The 16,941-nt window shown below is 58.3% G+C and carries 21 protein-coding genes, 1 tRNA gene and 2 pseudogenes; 10 read left to right on the forward strand and 14 right to left on the reverse strand.

Translation table 11 applies throughout. The features are described from left to right. Positions 1-129 precede the first annotated feature (129 nt). Genes NZ705_08255 through NZ705_08275 form a run of 5 tightly spaced genes read left to right on the forward strand, consistent with a single transcriptional unit; the run spans position 130 to position 3,674 of the window. Positions 130-948 (forward strand): fatty acid desaturase, encoded by an 819-nt coding sequence (locus tag NZ705_08255; GenBank protein MCS7292947.1) that lies wholly within the window; start codon positions 130-132, stop codon positions 946-948. A 59-nt stretch (positions 949-1,007) separates the two neighbouring features. Continuing rightward, on the forward strand, positions 1,008-1,283 hold the full coding sequence (locus NZ705_08260; GenBank protein MCS7292948.1) for a DUF2499 domain-containing protein: 276 nt from the start codon (positions 1,008-1,010) through the stop codon (positions 1,281-1,283). Continuing rightward, the gene (locus tag NZ705_08265) at positions 1,280-1,567 is read left to right on the forward strand and encodes a DUF3593 domain-containing protein (GenBank protein MCS7292949.1); all 288 of its coding nucleotides are present in this window, start codon (positions 1,280-1,282) and stop codon (positions 1,565-1,567) included. Before NZ705_08260 ends, NZ705_08265 begins: the two co-directional genes overlap by 4 nt. After that, positions 1,564-2,574, forward strand: a complete 1,011-nt coding sequence (locus tag NZ705_08270; GenBank protein ID MCS7292950.1) for an NAD-dependent epimerase — start codon at positions 1,564-1,566, stop codon at positions 2,572-2,574. The genes NZ705_08265 and NZ705_08270 overlap by 4 nt, the downstream gene beginning before the upstream one ends. Next, on the forward strand, positions 2,574-3,674 hold the full coding sequence (locus NZ705_08275) for a glycosyltransferase family 4 protein (protein MCS7292951.1): 1,101 nt from the start codon (positions 2,574-2,576) through the stop codon (positions 3,672-3,674). Before NZ705_08270 ends, NZ705_08275 begins: the two co-directional genes overlap by 1 nt. On the opposite strand, the gene fabG is transcribed toward NZ705_08275, so the two are convergent. From fabG to NZ705_08295, 4 genes are all read right to left on the reverse strand, one after another. Then, the gene (gene fabG, locus NZ705_08280; GenBank protein MCS7292952.1) at positions 3,664-4,404 is read right to left on the reverse strand and encodes a 3-oxoacyl-[acyl-carrier-protein] reductase; all 741 of its coding nucleotides are present in this window, start codon (positions 4,402-4,404) and stop codon (positions 3,664-3,666) included. The genes NZ705_08275 and fabG overlap by 11 nt on opposite strands. A gap of 918 nt (positions 4,405-5,322) precedes the next feature. Beyond that, positions 5,323-5,395, reverse strand: a tRNA-Ala gene (locus NZ705_08285). Between the two features lie 8 nt (positions 5,396-5,403). Further along, positions 5,404-6,336 (reverse strand): NAD(P)H-dependent glycerol-3-phosphate dehydrogenase, encoded by a 933-nt coding sequence (locus NZ705_08290; GenBank protein MCS7292953.1) that lies wholly within the window; start codon positions 6,334-6,336, stop codon positions 5,404-5,406. Next, positions 6,333-7,121 (reverse strand): tetratricopeptide repeat protein, encoded by a 789-nt coding sequence (locus NZ705_08295; protein ID MCS7292954.1) that lies wholly within the window; start codon positions 7,119-7,121, stop codon positions 6,333-6,335. The genes NZ705_08290 and NZ705_08295 overlap by 4 nt, the downstream gene beginning before the upstream one ends. A 142-nt stretch (positions 7,122-7,263) precedes the next feature. On the opposite strand from NZ705_08295, the gene NZ705_08300 reads away from it, so the two are divergent. Genes NZ705_08300 through NZ705_08310 form a run of 3 tightly spaced genes read left to right on the forward strand, consistent with a single transcriptional unit; the run spans position 7,264 to position 8,443 of the window. Beyond that, a complete protein-coding gene (locus NZ705_08300; protein MCS7292955.1) occupies positions 7,264-7,818 on the forward strand; it encodes a hypothetical protein in 555 nt (184 codons plus the stop codon). Between the two features lie 13 nt (positions 7,819-7,831). Further along, the gene (locus tag NZ705_08305) at positions 7,832-7,957 is read left to right on the forward strand and encodes a photosystem I reaction center subunit IX (GenBank protein ID MCS7292956.1); all 126 of its coding nucleotides are present in this window, start codon (positions 7,832-7,834) and stop codon (positions 7,955-7,957) included. 15 nt (positions 7,958-7,972) lie between these two features. Continuing rightward, positions 7,973-8,443 carry a photosystem I reaction center subunit XI gene (locus NZ705_08310; protein MCS7292957.1) on the forward strand — a complete coding sequence of 157 codons (471 nt, stop codon included), beginning with the start codon at positions 7,973-7,975 and terminating at the stop codon, positions 8,441-8,443. Between the two features lie 53 nt (positions 8,444-8,496). On the opposite strand, the gene NZ705_08315 is transcribed toward NZ705_08310, so the two are convergent. From NZ705_08315 to NZ705_08340, 6 genes are read right to left on the reverse strand one after another with little or no spacing between them, the layout of a single operon-like run. Then, positions 8,497-9,063, reverse strand: a complete 567-nt coding sequence (locus NZ705_08315; GenBank protein MCS7292958.1) for a Uma2 family endonuclease — start codon at positions 9,061-9,063, stop codon at positions 8,497-8,499. Positions 9,064-9,087: 24 nt separating this feature from the next. After that, positions 9,088-9,498 carry a DUF2996 domain-containing protein gene (locus tag NZ705_08320; GenBank protein MCS7292959.1) on the reverse strand — a complete coding sequence of 137 codons (411 nt, stop codon included), beginning with the start codon at positions 9,496-9,498 and terminating at the stop codon, positions 9,088-9,090. A gap of 3 nt (positions 9,499-9,501) precedes the next feature. Beyond that, positions 9,502-9,777 carry a MoaD/ThiS family protein gene (locus NZ705_08325; GenBank protein ID MCS7292960.1) on the reverse strand — a complete coding sequence of 92 codons (276 nt, stop codon included), beginning with the start codon at positions 9,775-9,777 and terminating at the stop codon, positions 9,502-9,504. A gap of 49 nt (positions 9,778-9,826) precedes the next feature. Continuing rightward, a complete protein-coding gene (locus NZ705_08330) occupies positions 9,827-10,891 on the reverse strand; it encodes an AI-2E family transporter (protein MCS7292961.1) in 1,065 nt (354 codons plus the stop codon). Then, positions 10,882-11,955 (reverse strand): tRNA dihydrouridine synthase DusB, encoded by a 1,074-nt coding sequence (dusB, locus tag NZ705_08335; protein ID MCS7292962.1) that lies wholly within the window; start codon positions 11,953-11,955, stop codon positions 10,882-10,884. Before dusB ends, NZ705_08330 begins: the two co-directional genes overlap by 10 nt. Before the next feature lie 9 nt (positions 11,956-11,964). Beyond that, positions 11,965-13,065 carry a SpoIIE family protein phosphatase gene (locus NZ705_08340; protein MCS7292963.1) on the reverse strand — a complete coding sequence of 367 codons (1,101 nt, stop codon included), beginning with the start codon at positions 13,063-13,065 and terminating at the stop codon, positions 11,965-11,967. Between the two features lie 32 nt (positions 13,066-13,097). Between NZ705_08340 and NZ705_08345 the strand changes: the two genes are divergently transcribed. Beyond that, positions 13,098-13,571, forward strand: a complete 474-nt coding sequence (locus tag NZ705_08345) for an ATP-binding protein (protein MCS7292964.1) — start codon at positions 13,098-13,100, stop codon at positions 13,569-13,571. Here NZ705_08345 and NZ705_08350 read toward each other — a convergent pair. Next, positions 13,568-13,771, reverse strand: a pseudogene (locus NZ705_08350) (NAD(P)H dehydrogenase subunit NdhS). The gene NZ705_08345 and the pseudogene NZ705_08350 overlap by 4 nt on opposite strands. Before the next feature lie 117 nt (positions 13,772-13,888). On the opposite strand from NZ705_08350, the gene cysE reads away from it, so the two are divergent. Beyond that, positions 13,889-14,602 (forward strand): serine O-acetyltransferase, encoded by a 714-nt coding sequence (gene cysE / locus NZ705_08355; GenBank protein ID MCS7292965.1) that lies wholly within the window; start codon positions 13,889-13,891, stop codon positions 14,600-14,602. Here cysE and NZ705_08360 read toward each other — a convergent pair. The 3 genes and pseudogenes from NZ705_08360 to NZ705_08370 form a co-directional block, all read right to left on the reverse strand. Then, the gene (locus NZ705_08360) at positions 14,599-16,233 is read right to left on the reverse strand and encodes a protein kinase (protein MCS7292966.1); all 1,635 of its coding nucleotides are present in this window, start codon (positions 16,231-16,233) and stop codon (positions 14,599-14,601) included. The two genes, cysE and NZ705_08360, sit on opposite strands and share 4 nt — an antisense overlap. Positions 16,234-16,262: 29 nt before the next feature. Further along, positions 16,263-16,475, reverse strand: a complete 213-nt coding sequence (locus NZ705_08365; protein ID MCS7292967.1) for a hypothetical protein — start codon at positions 16,473-16,475, stop codon at positions 16,263-16,265. 29 nt (positions 16,476-16,504) lie between these two features. Continuing rightward, positions 16,505-16,762: pseudogene (locus tag NZ705_08370) on the reverse strand (ATPase, T2SS/T4P/T4SS family). Between the last annotated feature and the right edge of the window lie 179 nt (positions 16,763-16,941).

Below are 16,941 nucleotides of genomic sequence, written 5' to 3' on the forward strand. Positions count from 1 at the left end.
TACGCTTAATACCAGCATAGGCGGTCATGGAGTTTACCTTTGGCTTCAGGGTATCATGGGCGGGTCAGGTACGGTCGCACCGTCGAGATTCTGTGATAAAGTAAGCAAGGTTGATTTCAGGTTCGCAATATGACAACGACGACAGCGCCGCGTTTGCCGCTGGACTGGGTAACGATTTTTTTCATCGGAGTGATTCACTTGGGTGCGCTTCTTGCTTTTGTCCCAGGGATGACCAACTGGAGTGCGGTGGGAGTGATGTTGATTTTGTACTTCATCACGGGGGGCTTGGGCATCACGTTGGGATTTCACCGGCTCATTACCCATCGTAGTTTTGAAGTGCCCAAAGGGTTGGAGTATTTTCTAGCGTTTTGCGGAACGTTGGCCTGTCAAGGAGGACCGATTGATTGGGTAGGGTTGCATCGGTTGCACCATTTGCATTCAGACCAGGAAGACGACCCCCATGATTCCAACCGGGGTTTCTGGTGGAGCCACATGGGCTGGATGTTACACCATTTGCCCCAGGATCAAGAGATTCCCAAATACACCAAAGATATCAATCAAGACGGGGTGTATGTGTTTTTGCAGAATTGGATGTTGCCCTTGCAAGTGGGGTTGGGATTACTGTTGTTTGCCCTAGGGGGATGGCCTTGGGTGGTTTGGGGTATTTTTGTGCGCTTGGTTTTCGTCTATCACGCGACTTGGTTTGTTAATAGCGCCACGCACAAATATGGCTATCGCACCTATGAAACCCAAGACCGTTCAACCAATTGCTGGTGGGTGGCGTTGCTGGCCTTTGGCGAAGGGTGGCATAACAATCACCATGCGTTTCCCCATTCGGCGCGGCACGGATTGCGCTGGTGGGAAATTGATGCGACATGGATGATGATCTGGGCGTTGCAAAAACTGGGATTGGCCACGAAAGTACGCCTGGTCAACGGGCCAGCCTGACCGGTCAATGTCCCCTGCCCGGTGTGTTATGGTGACTACAGCGAGCAGTAAGGGAGACGATGCACGCGCTGTCGCTGCCGACGTGGGTAATCCACATTGCCAGTGTGCTGGAGTGGGGGACGGCGATGGTTCTGTTTTGGCAATACGGCTGGCGCACGTTCACCTGGGCGATGATTCCGGCGCTGGGGGGAGCCATGTGCGCGATTACCTGGCACTTTTTTGACAATGACCCGGCGCTGAGGTGGTTGGTCACGGGGCAAGCAGGGCTGACGTTGTTCGGGAATTGCGCGCTCTGGTGGGCCGCCTGGAATTTAATGCGCACCGCCAAGCCATGACGGAGAACCTGCTGTTTGCGCTGTCGCTGTTTCCGTACCTGGGGTTTCTCTGGTGCCTGCACCGGGCCAAAGCGCCGCGCGGGATTCTGGTGGGGTTTGGACTAACGTTGCTGTTTGTCGCCATCAGCATCCCGGCGGGTGTGGCGGCGCAACGTTGGTATGGCCGGTCGCTGGCGGATGTGGACTGGTTACACGGGGGAGCGGAGTTTTGGCTAACGGTGGCGAATGCCAGTTTGGTGCTCGGGCTGCGGCGGGCACTGCGGCAAAAGGCGGAAACGACATGACCGGTGTCATTTGGGTCACGGGAGCGGCGGGGTTTATCGGGTTTCATTTCGCGCGGGCGTTGCTCGACCAGGGGCGACGGGTCATCGGCATTGACAATCTCAATCCCTACTACGATGTGCAACTCAAACGGGACCGCTTGCAGCAATTGAAAAATGACCCCAATTTTGTGTTTGTGCATTTAGATTTGGCCGACCGCGCGGGGGTGGAACAACTCTTTGCCCAATTTCCGCCGGAAATCGTGGTGCATTTGGCGGCGCAGGCGGGGGTGCGCTATTCCCTAGACCATCCCCACACCTACGTCGAAAGCAATGTAGTCGGGTTTCTCCATATCTTGGAAGGCTGTCGCCATCAGCGGGTGAAACATCTGGTGTTTGCGTCATCTAGTTCCGTCTATGGGCTGAATACCAAGATGCCTTTTTCAGTCAAAGACAACGTGGACCACCCGATTAGCCTGTATGCAGCGACGAAAAAAGCGAATGAATTGATGGCCCACACCTACAGTTATTTGTTTAATCTGCCGGTGACGGGACTGCGATTTTTTACGGTTTACGGCCCCTGGGGACGCCCGGATATGGCCTTGTTCAAATTCACCCGCGCCATTTTAGAAGGCCAGCCCATTGATGTCTATAACCACGGCCAGATGGAACGAGACTTTACCTACATTGATGATGTGGTGCAGGGAATGTTGGGGGTGCTAGAGCAAATTCCCACGCCAAACCCAGGACTAACGGATTTCCACCCAGGGGTGAGTGTGGCGCCCTACCGGCTCTACAACATCGGCAACCACCGGCCCGTGAAACTGCTGTATTTCATCGAAGTGCTCGAGCAGGCGTTGGGACGCACGGCAATTAAAAATTTCTTGCCCCTGCAACCGGGGGATGTGCCGGCCACCTACGCCGATATTGCTGATTTGACTGCAGCGGTGGGATTTCTCCCCCATACCCCCATCGAAGAAGGCATTCCCAAATTTGTAGCCTGGTATCGGGATTATTACCGCATTTCCTGATGCGCATTGTCTTTGTTGTCACTCGGGGAGATGCGATTGGCGGCGCACAAATTCATGTGAAAGATTTGGCCATCCATTTGCGAAAAATCGGCCACACCGTAACAGTCATTTCTGGCGCCGGGGAACCCTTCCAGCAATTACTAGCCCAACACGCAATTCCCCATCACGTCCTGCCGGAACTGGTGCGACCACTCCATCCCTGGAAAGATGTCCAAGCCTACTGGATACTCCAGCAATTGCTAGGGAAATTGCAACCGGATGTGGTCTCGATTCACTCCAGTAAAGCGGGGATTCTGGCGCGGTTGGTCTGCTATCAACGCCGGATTCCCTTTGTGTTTACGGTGCATGGGTGGTCGTTCGGGATGCCCAGCCGGTTGGCCTTTTTTTATCGTTGGCTGGAACGACGATTTGCAGCGATCACACCCAAAATCATTTGTGTAGCAGAGGCCATCCGAAAGCAGGGAATCGCTATCGGCATTGCACCAGAAAAGCTGGTCACCATTTACAACGCCATGCCGGATATTCACCCAGAACTGCGGGCGCAACCGGGGCAAGGTCCACCCGTGCGCATTATGACCGTGGGACGCCTGGAACCCCAAAAAGCCCACGCTGATTTACTGCAGGCGGTCGCGCAATTAGCAAACCCCGAGGTGCGGGTGGACATCGTCGGCGATGGTCCCTTGCGCGAGGACTTGCAGCAGTTGGCGTCGGCATTGGGTTTGCAGGAGCAAGTCACGTTTTGGGGCTATCGCCCGGATGTGGCGCGTTTGCTGGCCCAGGCCCATATCTTTGCCCTGATTTCCCACTGGGAAGCGTTTCCGCGTTCAACGCTAGAAGCCATGCGCGCTGGGTTGCCGGTGGTGGTTTCGGATGTCGGGGGCGCTGCCGAGGCCGTCGTTCCAGGAGTCACAGGGTACGTGATTCCGCCGGGTGACCAGGAACAACTTGTGCAGTGTTTGCAGCGGTTGGTTCAAGACCCCATCCATCGCCAGCAATTAGGGAATGCCGGACGCCAGCGCTACGAAGCCCTATTTACGTTTGAGCGACTGTTGCAGGAGACCCTAACGGTGTATGCCCAGGTGACGGGACTTAGCCCATGACCAAGCCGCCATCGATATGGAATACCTGCCCCGTGATGTAGCGCGCCGCTGGATGCAAGCCCAAAAAGGCCACCAGACCCGCCACTTCTTCCGGTTCGCCAAAGCGCCCCAACGGGATTAACTTGAGCCATTCGTCCTTTTTCAATTCCGCTGTCATTTCTGTAGCAATAAAGCCGGGCGCCACCGCATTGACTGTAATCCCCCGGGAGGCGTACTCCTTGGCGACGGTGCGGGTGAGTCCGATGACGCCGGCTTTCGCAGCGCTGTAGTTGACCTGACCAGGGTTGCCCATGACACCGGCAATCGAAGTGATGTTGATAATCCGGCCTGATTTTTGCCGCATCATGACCTTAACCGCCGCTCGGGTGCAGTAGAACACGCCGTGCAGGTTGAGGTTGATGACCGCGTGCCAGTCTTCATCCTTCATGCGCACCAGCAAGCCATCGCGGGTGATGCCGGCATTGTTGACGAGGACATCGACTCGCCCCCACTGCTCTGTAACCCGCTGGAACAAGGTTTCCACCTGGTCGGGCTGAGAAACGTCCGCTTGGACGAGCAACGCCTGGCCCCCACAGCGTTCCACTTCCTGGGCGACTGTTTCCGCCTCTGTGGCCGAGCGATGAAAATTCACCACCACCCGCGCCGGATGAGCGGCAAACGCCAAAGCTGTTGCCCGGCCAATGCCGCGGGATGCACCGGTGATCACCACGACGGGTAAATCCTGCGCCATCCGTACTCCTGAACCTGAGCGTCCTGATTATCCCACAGTTATAGCTAAGCTATCTATACTGGTCATCTTTTAGGTTGCAGGGCGCAGCTTCGGCTTGGGTTTTCCTATCATCGCCCTGACAAACTGAAGCGGTCAGCTATAAAACTTAGTTTTGATTGGGCAAGGAAAGGTTGCTATCCAGCACCAATTCGGCATACAAATCCTGGCGAATTGGCTGTAATTGTTTCAACCCCGTCAGGTTGTGCGGGCTATACCACCATGACGTGGCAATTTTTGTAGATAAGCCGTTGCCCTATGATATCGGTTATGCTTGTCTTGAGTTACAGGGCACAATCCGATGATTGGGTTTCCGATGATCTCTCTGACCGCTAAAGTAGCTTGGTATAGAACCGCAAAGGGAGCATGTTTCATCGTGCTCTAGCTCTATGTGCTCTAGCTCTATCTCTACGATTTCCGATGTGGCGCATTTATATAGCCAAGATTGAGAGATACCTGTCACCCGAGAGATAGCCGCAATTGAAAGTCGCTCTAACAACATTTTATCCACTAATTGCTTCTACTCTCCAAGGAATGTATTAATGTATTTCTTTCAGGCGTAAATGGATACGACCGTACTTCTCAATATTTTAGACTGGCAAAGGGGGCAAGTAATTGTACTCATGGCTTCACCCAAATCCAAGTGTCCCTATTTCAACCATTACAAAAACAAGACGACCGTCTAGGCTTCTCATCCCCTAGGTCGTAGAGCGCAACCCCACCCTTTTGTAGTTCTTGCCCTTCACGTTTTCACTAGAGTCTACCCCTTTGGCTTAAGCCCTATCGAGTAGCCCGCCTCAGACTCCGGGTTGGTCTGCAAACGTTGTGAGCACAATCTGTCGGTGTAATTGTCAGATTTATCAAGGTTTTGTGCTTTGGGGATGGAGAATAGGAGACTCGAACTCCTGACCTCTGCGGTGCGATCGCAGCGCTCTACCAACTGAGCTAATTCCCCAGCATCTTCTATGATAGCTTGTCGGCGGCAAATTCGGCCTTCAAATCCCGCTCCATTAGGGCGGCAACAGCCTGCTGGGGAGTCACCCGCCCTTGGAGCAAGTAGTACACCTGCTGAGCAATCGGCACGGCAATTCCCCGCTGGTCGGCTAGTTGCACTAACACCTGCGTCGTATTCACCCCCTCGACGGTGGTTTGCAGCTCCCGGAGCATATCGGAGAGGGTGCGCCCCTGCGCCAGCCCGTACCCTAACCGGTAGTTGCGACTCAAGGGACTGTTACAGGTGGCCAGCAAATCCCCTAGCCCGGCCAGACCATACAGCGTTTGGGCTTGGGCACCGAGCGCCACCGCCACCCGCACCATTTCCGCTAGCGCCCGCGTGATCAGACCGGCTTTGGCATTTGCCCCCAGACGCAAGCCATCACAGACCCCAGCGGCAATCGCCATGACGTTTTTCAAAGCACCGCCCAGTTCCGTCCCCAAGGGGTCGTCGTTGGTGTATACCCGCAGGCGTTCAGAGGCCAAGACGCGTTGCACCCGTCGCGCCGCCTCCGGTTGATAACTAGCCGCCACGGTCGCTGCTGGTAACCCCTGGGCAATCTCGGCAGCCAGGTTGGGTCCAGAAACGGCCACTACCGCCTGCTGGGGAAAGGCACTTTGCCAACGCTGGGTCGGCGTGGTGTAGCTGTCGGGGAGCAAGCCCTTGGTGGTACTGACAATCACGGTCGCTGGCGCTAAGGGCGGCATGGCCTGCAGGACCGGTAACACTCCCGCTGCGGAGACGGCAATCACTACCAGCGTGGCGGTCTGAACCGATTCGGCAAGCGGTTGAGGGGAACGGCGTGACCAAACCTGCACGGGATAACCGTTCTGGCGAATCAGCTCGGCTAGCAGGGACCCCCACACTCCGGCGCCCACAACCGTTACGCGCTCTGGGTTCATCGCACGAGCTGCTGGAGCAAACGGGTGACCTGGGCTAGACCGTCACGGTCGTTTTGTTGCCGGAACAGTTGGGCGGCCTGTTGCCAGGCTTCGATGGCCTGCTGGCGTTCGCCTAGGGCGCGATGGGCCACCCCTTTCTGGGCATAGGCGGCGGCGAGCTGGGGGTTATAGCGCAAGGCTGTGTCGAAATCGGCCAGAGCTTTGCGATAGGCCTTCATAGCTAGCCACGTGCTCCCCCGCTGGTAATACGCCTGGGCAAACTGCGGTTGCCGCTCAAGCAGGGCGTTGCAGTCGGCGAGCGCCGCTTGGTAATTCCCTTGCAGTCGGTAGGCCTTGATGCGGTTGAGATGGGCATCTGCGAAATCAGGCTTGAGACGCAGGGCTGCACTGAAATCGGCAATCGCTTGGGTATAGTTGCGGCCCCGTGCGTAGGTGATCCCCCGGTTGTTGTAGGCTTCGGCAAAGTTGGGTCTGAGTTGAATGGCCCTGGTGAAATCCTGAAGAGCTTCTGGGTATTTGCCCATATCGCTGTAGACGGACCCCCGATTGTAGTAGAGTTCGGCGTCCTGGGGGGCTAGGTCAATCGCTTGGCTCAGCAGTTGAATGGCCGCTGGGTAATCGCCCGCCTGCGCTTTGGTTACCGCTTCCCGGTTGAGTTCGTCCTGGCGGGTTTGGGTGGGTCGCACCGGCGGCTGGGAAGGTAGTAACTGGAATTGGCAGCCGTTGCTCAAAACTAAGAGCGCCAGACCGAGGCATCGCCCGAGACTTCTGTAAAGCGGCGTCATAAAAAATTACATGGTGTTACAAGTTTACAGAACATTGCGACACGGCTGCGTGGAGGGACAGGTCAGGCTATAGTGGGGCCTGATGTGGGGTGTTGCGGATTCTCCCACCACCTGATTTTATCCGTGATGAGAGGAAAAGGAGATGACCAAAGTCCTGGCTTTCGTCCTGGCACTGGTGCTGTGGTGTGTGTGGGCACCTGCAGCCCAGGCGGATGTCGCCGGCTTGACCCCCTGTCGGGAATCGGCGGCGTTTCAGCAACGATTGCAGAATGAAGTAGCTACACAGGAGGCGCGTTTGGCGTTGTACGCAGCGGGGAGTCCGCAGGCGCAGGCGATTGAGCGGCGGATTGCCCAAACCAAGGCCCGCTTCGAGCGCTACGCTGCCCAAGGCTTGTTGTGTGGGGAGGACGGTCTCCCGCATTTGATTGTCGATGGGCGCTGGTCGCACGCGGCGGAATTCACTCTGCCAGGGTTGCTGTTTCTGTACATGGCTGGGTGGATTGGCTGGGCTGGACGAGCCTATTTGATCGCCATCCGGTCGTCAAAGGAACCCACTGAGAAGGAGGTCGTTCTGGATGTGCCGCTAGCCATCCGCTGTATGTTGTCGGGCTTCAGCTGGCCGGTGATGGCGTTCCGGGAGTTAACCACGGGGCAATTAACCGTGCCGGATGCGGAAATTTCTGTTTCTCCGCGCTAGTGAGGTGGTTACCATGCAGGACTTGCAACGGTATCTTTCGACGGCGCCGGTGCTACTGGCGATTTGGCTGTTCATCACAGCGGGCCTTTTGATTGAAATCAACCGGTTCTATCCCGATGCGTTGGCTTTTCCCTTTTAGTTTGGAGGTGGACCCATGAGTGAGGAATTTGTGCGGCCCTGGCGGGGCGACCCGATGCAAGGGCATTTGGAAACGCCGGTGAGCGCGGGTTTGGGCATGGCGCTTATCAACAATTTGCCGGCCTATCGCCCTGGCCTGGAACCCTCGCGGCGGGGGCTGGAAATCGGTATGGCCCATGGCTACTTTCTGGTCGGTCCATTTTACAAGCTGGGTCCGCTGCGGGATTCGGAGTATGCCCTAGCAGCAGGCGTGATGGCCGCCCTGGGAGTAGTGCTGATTGCGACGGTGTGTCTGTCGCTCTACGGCAGTGTGTCTTTTGATAAACCGACACCGGGGGGGACAACCGACCAACTGCAGACGGCGGAAGGCTGGAGCAGCTTTACTGGCGGGTTTCTCATCGGTGGCGCTGGGGGAGTTGCTTTTGCCGGCGTGCTCCTGTTTTTCTTGCCAGTCTTGCAGGGGATTGGCAACAACCTGTTTAACTAACGCTGGCAGAGCGAGCTGTTTGCGGGGGGCTAACCAAGTAGCTCCCTTTTTTTTCACAGGACCAACAATTCAAAAATGGCCTGGGCGGTGATGCGCCAATCCGCCAGCACGTCTAGCACGGGCAGGGCTTCATCCCCCCGTTTCAGTTCGGGAATGTCGTCGCCGGTGTAGGTCAGCACCGCCTGGCGTTCAGGCAGCACCAGCCACCCCACCTGGGCGCCGCTGGTCATAGCGACACCAATTTTGTTCATCACCTGCAGGGGAGACTGTGCCGGCGATAGGATTTCGATGAGCCAGTCGGGAACACCGGTCACGGTATCGGCAATGGCGCCATCGGGCTGAAAGGGGATGTTGGACCAGCGCAACACCACAATGTCAGGGACGATGGATACGTCTCCAAAATTGCAGCGCAGTTCGGGGAAGGCAAAAGCTAATTTGGAGGGCTGGGCAATCTGGTTAATAGCGGAGGCCAGCCGAACTTGCAAGACGCTGTGGTGAAATTGGGGCATCGGTTTCACAACAACTTGCCCATGGATATATTCACTGGCGGGTTTGGTCTCGGGAAGCGCCAGGAATTCCTGCAGGGACAACCGTTGCGCCGATGCCCGTTCAGCAACCATCACTGGGCCGAATATTGCTTGCCCCTAATTTAACACCAGCACTTTTTGCGCGGTAAGGCGTTGCAGAGTGTAGAAAACGAGCAAGTCTAACGTGACCTTGCGCTCGTCAATCATGAAGGATTCAATGGTGCTAGGGGGTGCGCCGTAACTGCTGTAGGTGAAGGTCTTTAACCCCTGCAACGTTCCTTGGGTAAACGTGATGGTGAACTCGTGTTGCCCGTCCGCCCATCGCCCCCGCACTTGGTTTTGCTCGGGCACCCATTGCAATTCCACGTCGGTGATCCCCCTGGCGGCCATTGCTGCCTGAAGCGCTGGTAGAAAATGCTCCTGTACAAACGCGGGCAAGGGTTTCGCTTCAATGGGAGGGGCTTTGGGGGCGGCCTTTTCCTTGGCGGCGGGCTGGCCTTCCGTCGGTGGCGGCTCGGCGTTGGTCATGACTTAGCCCCCTGCAATCGCCGGTACAATGCTCACTTCATCTCCGTCCCGCAAGGGAGTCTCCCGTCCCTGGAGAAACCGGATGTCTTCGCTATTGACAAAAATATTCACGAACCGGCGAATCTGGCCTGACTCATCGCACAGGCGGTTTTTAATCCCCGGCCACTGCCGCTCCAGCGACTCTACCAGTTCCGCCACCGAGGTCGCTTCACACTCAACCACCTCTCGGTCTTGGGTGAGTTTCTGCAAGGGCGTGGGAATCAACACCCGTACTGCCATAGGCGCTGCTCCTATTCAATCCCCATGTCGTACTATGGTATCGCCCGCGCTAGACCTTGGCAACCACCTTTTCCGGTAGGGTTGGGCTGGGCATCCGCAAACTATCGGCCACGCTTTTGAGGGAAGCCGCCACCGGCACCGCAATGAACACCCCCAGCAGTCCCGCCAGTTTCGCCCCCAGCAACAACGACAAGATAATCCACACTGGATTGAGGCCCACCACGTCCCCCAGAATCCGCGGCGCAATCAAATGCTCGTTCAACTGGGCCAACAGCAGGGCCGTCGCCAAGACTTTCAGTCCCAACCAGGCATTCTGCAGCGACAGCAAGAAACTAATCACGACGATAGAAACCGCACCGCCAAAGGGCACCAGGCTGGCTAGACCAATAATCAACCCGAACAGCAACGCCAGCGGCACCTGCAGCACCACAAACGCCAGGGTCATCAAACTGCCCAGCACCACGCCAATGGTGGCTTGGCCTAGGAAATAGTTGTAGAAATTGCGGTGTAAAGACTCCCGCACCAGGGACCCCAGCCGCTCCGGCAGCCAGGAAAACAACCCCGTCCACAACCGCTCCCCGTATAAGACCAGATACAAAGTCAGCACCAACGTCAGGATCACATCCACCGCCCAACTGACCGTATCCACTGCCAAGCCCAGCACTCGGGCCGTCACCGTTTTGAGCTGCCGGGAAATGCTGGTGGTCAACTGGTCGGCCAGACCGCTCAAGTCCAAATTCAACTGGTGCGCCTGCGCCCACTGTTCTAAGCTCTCGAGCTGGGCAGTTCCCGAGGCCAACCAATTCGGCAAGCGCACGACCAGTTCATTCACCTGCTTGATCACCACCGGCACCAGGGTAATCCCCGCCACCGTCAGACCACTGACCGCCGCCAGCAAGACGACCAGCACCGCCCAGGAGCGTCGCATCCCCCACGACTGCAACAACTCGATGGGGTAGTTCAGCAAAAAGGACAACACCGTGGCAATCACCAGGATATTCACTAGAGGTTGCAGGTAATTGACCGCCGTCAACAGTAGCCAGCCGTTGAGCACCACCAGCGGCAAGGCCAGTCCCCAGGTCAACCAGGGCGGTAATGAGCCAGCTATGCGCATTGGGGCCACTCCTGTGCCTGCAAACGCTCCAGCGTGCGGTCAATCAGGGCCAAGCCTTCGTCCAAGGTCTCAAAGCGACTCGCCGCTTCCCGAAATTGAGCGGCACCGGGAAACTCCCGTGCATACCAGGCCAAGTGCTTGCGCGCCTGCCGTAACCCGGTTTCCCCCTTGTACTCCCACAGAGCCAACAAATGCTCACGGGCGCAGGTCAGGCGTTGCACAGGGGTAGGAGGGGGCAAGACTTCACCGGTGCGGAAAAAGTGGTCAATTTCCCCCACCAAAAACGGATACCCGAGCGTCCCCCGCGAACACATGACGCCATCCGCGCCAGTCATTTCTAGGCACGCCACCGCCGCTGCAATCGAAAAAATATCGCCATTGGCAATCACGGGAATCTGGACCACTTGCTTGACGCGGCCAATCCACTCCCAGCGGGCAGGACCGTTGTACCCCTGGGCGCGTGTCCGGGCATGGACAGTGATCAATTGCGCTCCCGCCTGCTCCATCCGCTGGGCAAATTCCACGATGTTAATTTCCTGGTCGTTCCAACCAATGCGGGTTTTGACCGTCACTGGCACGGGGGCGACCGCCTGCACCACCGAGCGCACAATCGCTTCCGCCAGTTCTGGTTGCCGCAACAGGGAGGAACCGCCGCCATTTTTGGTGATTTTATTCACCGGGCAGCCCATGTTGATATCCACAACGTCCGCGCCTTCCGCCACGGCCCGCTCAGCAGCAGCAGCTAAAAAATCAGGGCGACAGTCGAAGAGCTGAATCCCCACCGGGTGCTCGCCGGGGTCGAGTTCCATGATCCGGGGCAATTGCCGCATGTAGTGCAACCCCGTGGCGCTGACCATTTCGGTGTACATCAGCGAGTAGGGGGCAAAACGCCGCACCAACCGGCGAAACACCAAATCCGTCACTCCCGCCAAGGGGGATTGGAACACCCGACTATGAACCTGCAACGGTCCAATTTGCAGGGGCGTGCGCATTCGCTCTTGCAGCGCCGGACTCAGAGTTGGCATGGTGGGTGTAAATATTGTGCAGGCGGTGGTGTCTTCCATTATAGGAAGCTAGCGAAAACACAATCGTAGCAGGCACAAATCATCCGGCCAATGCTCGCCGACGCGGGGGATATGGGACAAAAGGGAAGCAGTATCTTTCCCCGTCGCCAGCCATTGCACTAGGGCTTCCCGTCCCCACAACTGACCGCTTGGCGGGAGAGGAATCTCGTAGGCCCCGTCGCTAAACAGGTACAGGCAGCTACCCGGGGTTAGCACCTGCTGGTATTCGCGGTAGTCCACGTCCGGAAACATTCCCACTGCTAAACCCTGGCCTGGCAGCGTCTGGACCTGCCCGTCTTCCCACAGCACTGCCGCCGGGTGACCGGCGCTGGCGTAGGTCAATTGCCGCGTTTGCCGGTCATACACCCCGTACCATGCCGTGAAGTACTTGTCCTTGTGCTGCTCCATCGGAAAAAGACGGTTTAACCGGGCCAGCACCGTCGCCGGCTGATGTAAATCCCCGATGGAACCCGAGCGCAGGAGATTCAACACCGAGACTGATAACAAGGCAGCACCCACCCCATGTCCCGCCACATCCACCACGTAGAACACCAACCGCTGTTCATCCAGGTCGAAGTAGTCAAAGCAATCGCCCCCCAGCTCGGTGGAGGGTTGATAGACCCAATCGGCGGTGACGTCGCCCGTCTGGCGAGGCGCTGGCAGCAGGGAACGTACGTAGGCCGCCGCTTCAGCCAGCTCGTCCTCCAGGCGTTTTTTTTGGTTTTGCAGGTCCTGGTTCAACTGGTAGAGCCGCAGTCCGGCCCGCACCCGCGCCTGCAACTCACTGGCGTCAATGGGTTTGACCAGGAAATCGTCGGCGCCCGTATCCAGCCCCTGCACCCGGTCAGCCACTTGGTCCCGCGAAGTAAGCAGGATGAAAAACGTGGTTGCCAGGGCGGGGGTTTGCCGCACCCGCTGGCAGACCTCCAACCCGTTGAGACCCGGCATCATCCAGTCGCAGATCACCAGAGCCGGTTGCCAACGTTGCACCAGCTCCCACCCCTGCAACCCGTCGGCAGCGACCGTCACTTCATAGCCCTGCTGCTTGAGACTGTGTTGCAGCATCAGGCGCATGGTGGGGTCGTCATCGATGACCAAAACTTTTGCCATAGAATCAAAGATAACGGAATTCCAGGGTGCTCTTGACGCCTGCATCGCCGGATGCGCATTCTTATCCTGCAGCGCTCCGAATGGGTCGGCTGGTGGTTCCCTCCGACATTGGGGCGTTGACCCAGGTGCTAGATTGGTTTGGCCAGTTCAATCAACCACCCTTGACTTACGAAATCTGGTGGTTCTGTCAACTGGTGTTGGACGAAGGTTTCACGAACGCGGTGCGCCACGCCCACCGGGGCCTGCCCGCGACCACGCCCATTACGGTAGAGGTGCAGGTGTTTCCCGAAGCGATTGAGATGCGGATTTGGGACCAGGGGCCGGCGTTTGACCTGCAGGCCAAGCTGGCGGAGGTAGCCCAACTGCCCCTGGATCCCGAACCCGAAGGGGGTATGGGCTTGCTGTTTCTAACCCGCTTTGCCGACGTGGTGGAGTACCAGCGGCACCAGCACCAGAATTGCCTGTTTCTGCGCAAGCAATTCCCGCCCGCGTCTTCCCAGGGTTAGGGTTTGACGGTGGCATCGGCGGGGGCCAGGTCCTTGAGGTCAAAGGTCACAAGCTTGTCCCAGTTGCCCCCCTCAAAAAGCACCGCGGCCTTGCCGTCGCTAAGACGCTGCACTTGCCCCTGGAACCCGTAGTACACATCGCCGGGGTTGATCACCCGCACGGGGGCGCCGGGTAGGATGGCCGTTGGCTTGAGGTCGCTCACAGTTGTCGCACTCCAATCTTGCTCCTTCCACTGTAGGCGGAATTGTCGACGTCGGCAAGCAGGCGGCTCCCAAATCGCGTATGATGGGAAGGAAGCGCTCAACCAGGAAAGGTCATGCGGGTATTGGAGACCCTGATTGCCGATTTCCAGATCATCTTTGAGCGGGACCCAGCGGCCCGCAATCCCCTGGAGGTGCTGTTGTGTTATCCGGGATGGCATGCGGTGTTAATGTACCGGCTAGCCCACGCCCTGTACCGGTTGAAAATTCCCCTCATTCCCCGGCTGATTTCCCATATTGCTCGGTTTTTGACGGGGATCGAAATCCATCCGGGTGCCCAGATCGGCAAGGGCTTTTTCATTGACCACGGCATGGGCGTGGTGATTGGGGAGACCACTGTGATCGGGGATTACTGTTTGCTCTACCAGGGTGTCACGCTGGGGGGGACCGGCAAGGAAAAGGGCAAACGCCACCCCACACTGGGCGACCATGTAATTGTTGGCGCTGGGGCCAAGGTCTTGGGCAATATCACGATTGGGAACCATGTGCGGATTGGGGCTGGGTCAGTAGTGCTTCGCTCGGTGCCGTCCCATTGCACGGTGGTGGGGGTGCCGGGTCGCCTGATTTGTAAAGACGCGACGGTGGAACCCCTGGAGCACGGGCGCTTGCCCGACTCGGAGGCCCAGGCCATTCGGGTGCTGGCGGATCGGATTGAAGAGCTGGAGCGGCAAGTGCAGGCGCTGCGCCAGGGTCAGACGCCCCCTGAACCCCCGATGGTAGCCGCTCAGCACAAGGCGCTGGAGGAATTTCTCGACGGGGCGGGCATTTAGAGAAAATCGGTGCGCCGGGGCGGTGGACCAAACAGGGCCTCCAGGCGTTTGAGAGCGGCTCGCGCTGAAGGAAAGCGTTTTTGCCAGTCTGGTTGCAGGAGACCGCTGAGCAGCTCCCCCAACCGGTCGCTCACCTGCACCTGCCCTTGCCAATCCAGGGCGTTGAGGCCGGGAAGCTGTGGCAATTCTTGAGGAGACCGACCCGTAAGCGCCTCAATGGCAATCACGCCCAGGGCGTAGAGGTCGCTAGTGAGATTGGGCTGTCCCCAGGCCTGCTCGGGCGCCATGTAACCGGGTTTGCCGACCACGACGGTGTGTTCTGATTTCCCCAGCAGGGTGGAGGACGCCACCTTGACAGCCCCAAAGTCAATCAGCACGAGTTTTCGGTCCGATTCCCGCCGCAGGATGTTATCGGGGGTGAGATCCCGGTGGATGACGCGGTGTCGTTGCACAAACTCCAGGATGGATAACAGCTCCCACAGCAGCCAGACCACGTCCATTTCTTCCCAAAGGTGCTGGGGACCCAACTCCTGGCGCAGGGGATGCCCAGCGATGAAGTCCTGGACCAGGTAGAAATCGTCTCCCACCTCGAGGTAGGCCAGCAGCAGAGGAATCTGGTCATGCCGCCCTAGGGTTTCTAGGGTTGCGGCTTCGGTGGCAAACAGGCGCCGGGCGGTCGCTAAGGTGGTGGGGTCGGCGGTGCGCAGCCGCAGACGTTTGATCACGCACAGCGGTTCGCCAGGCCGGTGCTGGTCGCGCCCGAGATAGGTTTCTCCAAACCCGCCGGTTGTCAACAGCCGTTCCACGCGGTAACGTCCCCCGATGAGGCCGTGTTCCTGGGGTTGCTCCGCCGGTCGTCCCACCAGCAGGAGTCCCGCTAGCCCCGCCAAGGGAGACAGGGGTTGCAGCGTAAACACCGCCGGTTGCCAAGCGTCGGACCCCACCCGCAGTCGCAGCCTGACCTGAGGTGCCAGGGTCTGCTGTTGCAACAGCGCCTGGGTTTGACCATCCACAAACGCCTGCCGGTCCTCCGGATGGACAAATTCCAACCAGTCCCGTCCCAATACCTGGGCCAGGCTGTGACCCCACCATTGGGCTAGCGCTGGATTCTGGTAGTAAATCCGGCCTTCGGGGCTAAGAACGGCCACCAAATCCCGCACCAACGGCTCTAGCACCCGCCCCACCTGCAGTTCCGCAGGGACCTGGGCCAGGGGTTGGGGTGGCATTGGGTAGATGGTCAAGGTTTCGTCGCCTGGGCTAGTCAGCGGTGGAGCTAGCGCGTCTGGTAGGGTGGCGGTGCAATGGAACCGGATCACGTCAGGCGGTTCCCGGTCAAAGGCACATCCCAGGCTAATTTCCCCCTCAGCGGGGAGGCGAATTTCCTCGCCCCGGACGTGCAACACCTGGGACGGCTCTCCCCAGCGGACAAAGGTGCCGTTGCGGCTTTCATCCCGCAGGTAGAAATCGGGAGGACGGTACTCGATGCGGGCGTGGTAACGGGACGCAAAGGAGTTGTCCACGATGAGGTCGCTGGTGGGATGTCGCCCTAACAGGGCATGGGGCCGCATCGGACCGAGCCATAGCTCCTGACCGTTGCTCTGTAAGTGCAAATAACCGGCTGGTGCTGTCACGGGGGATTCGCAAGGGGTTTGTTTCCAATTTACCCTGCGGGTCCAACACGCGGCGCAGTTCGGCCAGCGTCGTCATCGATCGCCACAAGGTACTGGCGCAATTCCCGTACGGTGCCCTGGTAGATGAACTGGCGCATGGGGTCTGTCACCTCCAGCAGTTCAATCACGGCAATCCGTTCGAGATAGCCCGTTCCCAGGCACTGGGCGCACCCCTGTCCTCGTCGCCAGTGTTGGGCGTCCATCCGAGACTGGCCAACTCCTCGGGCGCGGGTCGGTAGGGCACGGCACAGTGAGGACATACCCGCCGCACCAACCGCTGTCCGAGACCCCCAGCAGGGCATCGCTGATTAGGCCGGGGTTGGGGCCCAAATCCCGCAGGCGGGGAATAGCCGTCGCCGTGTCAATTGTGTGCATCGTCGTCAGCACCAGATGCCTCGTCAGGGCGGCGCGCACTACCGTCGCGGATTTCCCCCACCATGATGATGTCGGGGTCTTGGCGCAGGATGGCCCGCAGGCCGTTCCTAAAGCTATGGACATTTAGCCACAGGCTGCTAGGTGAACGGCTCTTCCAACAACTTCTCCCGCCGCCTGCAGGAGTGGAGCGTCATCGCTGTAGTCTATAGCTAAAAATGTTTAGCTTGGCATAGAATAGGGCTAATGAGTTCATAGAGGTTTTTCATGTCTAAGCCTTACAGCACAGACCTGCGT

It is taken from the genome of Gloeomargarita sp. SKYB120 (assembly GCA_025062155.1).
In the GTDB taxonomy this organism is placed as follows: domain Bacteria; phylum Cyanobacteriota; class Cyanobacteriia; order Gloeomargaritales; family Gloeomargaritaceae; genus Gloeomargarita.

Coding starts and splice junctions, on each gene's coding strand:
- NZ705_08255 (MCS7292947.1), top strand. CDS start 130: ATGACAACGACGACAGCGCCGCGTTTGCCGCTGGACTGGGTAACGATT.
- NZ705_08260 (MCS7292948.1), top strand. CDS start 1,008: ATGCACGCGCTGTCGCTGCCGACGTGGGTAATCCACATTGCCAGTGTG.
- NZ705_08265 (MCS7292949.1), top strand. CDS start 1,280: ATGACGGAGAACCTGCTGTTTGCGCTGTCGCTGTTTCCGTACCTGGGG.
- NZ705_08270 (MCS7292950.1), top strand. CDS start 1,564: ATGACCGGTGTCATTTGGGTCACGGGAGCGGCGGGGTTTATCGGGTTT.
- NZ705_08275 (MCS7292951.1), top strand. CDS start 2,574: ATGCGCATTGTCTTTGTTGTCACTCGGGGAGATGCGATTGGCGGCGCA.
- fabG (MCS7292952.1), bottom strand. CDS start 4,404: ATGGCGCAGGATTTACCCGTCGTGGTGATCACCGGTGCATCCCGCGGC.
- NZ705_08290 (MCS7292953.1), bottom strand. CDS start 6,336: ATGAACCCAGAGCGCGTAACGGTTGTGGGCGCCGGAGTGTGGGGGTCC.
- NZ705_08295 (MCS7292954.1), bottom strand. CDS start 7,121: ATGACGCCGCTTTACAGAAGTCTCGGGCGATGCCTCGGTCTGGCGCTC.
- NZ705_08300 (MCS7292955.1), top strand. CDS start 7,264: ATGACCAAAGTCCTGGCTTTCGTCCTGGCACTGGTGCTGTGGTGTGTG.
- NZ705_08305 (MCS7292956.1), top strand. CDS start 7,832: ATGCAGGACTTGCAACGGTATCTTTCGACGGCGCCGGTGCTACTGGCG.
- NZ705_08310 (MCS7292957.1), top strand. CDS start 7,973: ATGAGTGAGGAATTTGTGCGGCCCTGGCGGGGCGACCCGATGCAAGGG.
- NZ705_08315 (MCS7292958.1), bottom strand. CDS start 9,063: ATGGTTGCTGAACGGGCATCGGCGCAACGGTTGTCCCTGCAGGAATTC.
- NZ705_08320 (MCS7292959.1), bottom strand. CDS start 9,498: ATGACCAACGCCGAGCCGCCACCGACGGAAGGCCAGCCCGCCGCCAAG.
- NZ705_08325 (MCS7292960.1), bottom strand. CDS start 9,777: ATGGCAGTACGGGTGTTGATTCCCACGCCCTTGCAGAAACTCACCCAA.
- NZ705_08330 (MCS7292961.1), bottom strand. CDS start 10,891: ATGCGCATAGCTGGCTCATTACCGCCCTGGTTGACCTGGGGACTGGCC.
- dusB (MCS7292962.1), bottom strand. CDS start 11,955: ATGGAAGACACCACCGCCTGCACAATATTTACACCCACCATGCCAACT.
- NZ705_08340 (MCS7292963.1), bottom strand. CDS start 13,065: ATGGCAAAAGTTTTGGTCATCGATGACGACCCCACCATGCGCCTGATG.
- cysE (MCS7292965.1), top strand. CDS start 13,889: ATGCGGGTATTGGAGACCCTGATTGCCGATTTCCAGATCATCTTTGAG.
- NZ705_08365 (MCS7292967.1), bottom strand. CDS start 16,475: ATGGACGCCCAACACTGGCGACGAGGACAGGGGTGCGCCCAGTGCCTG.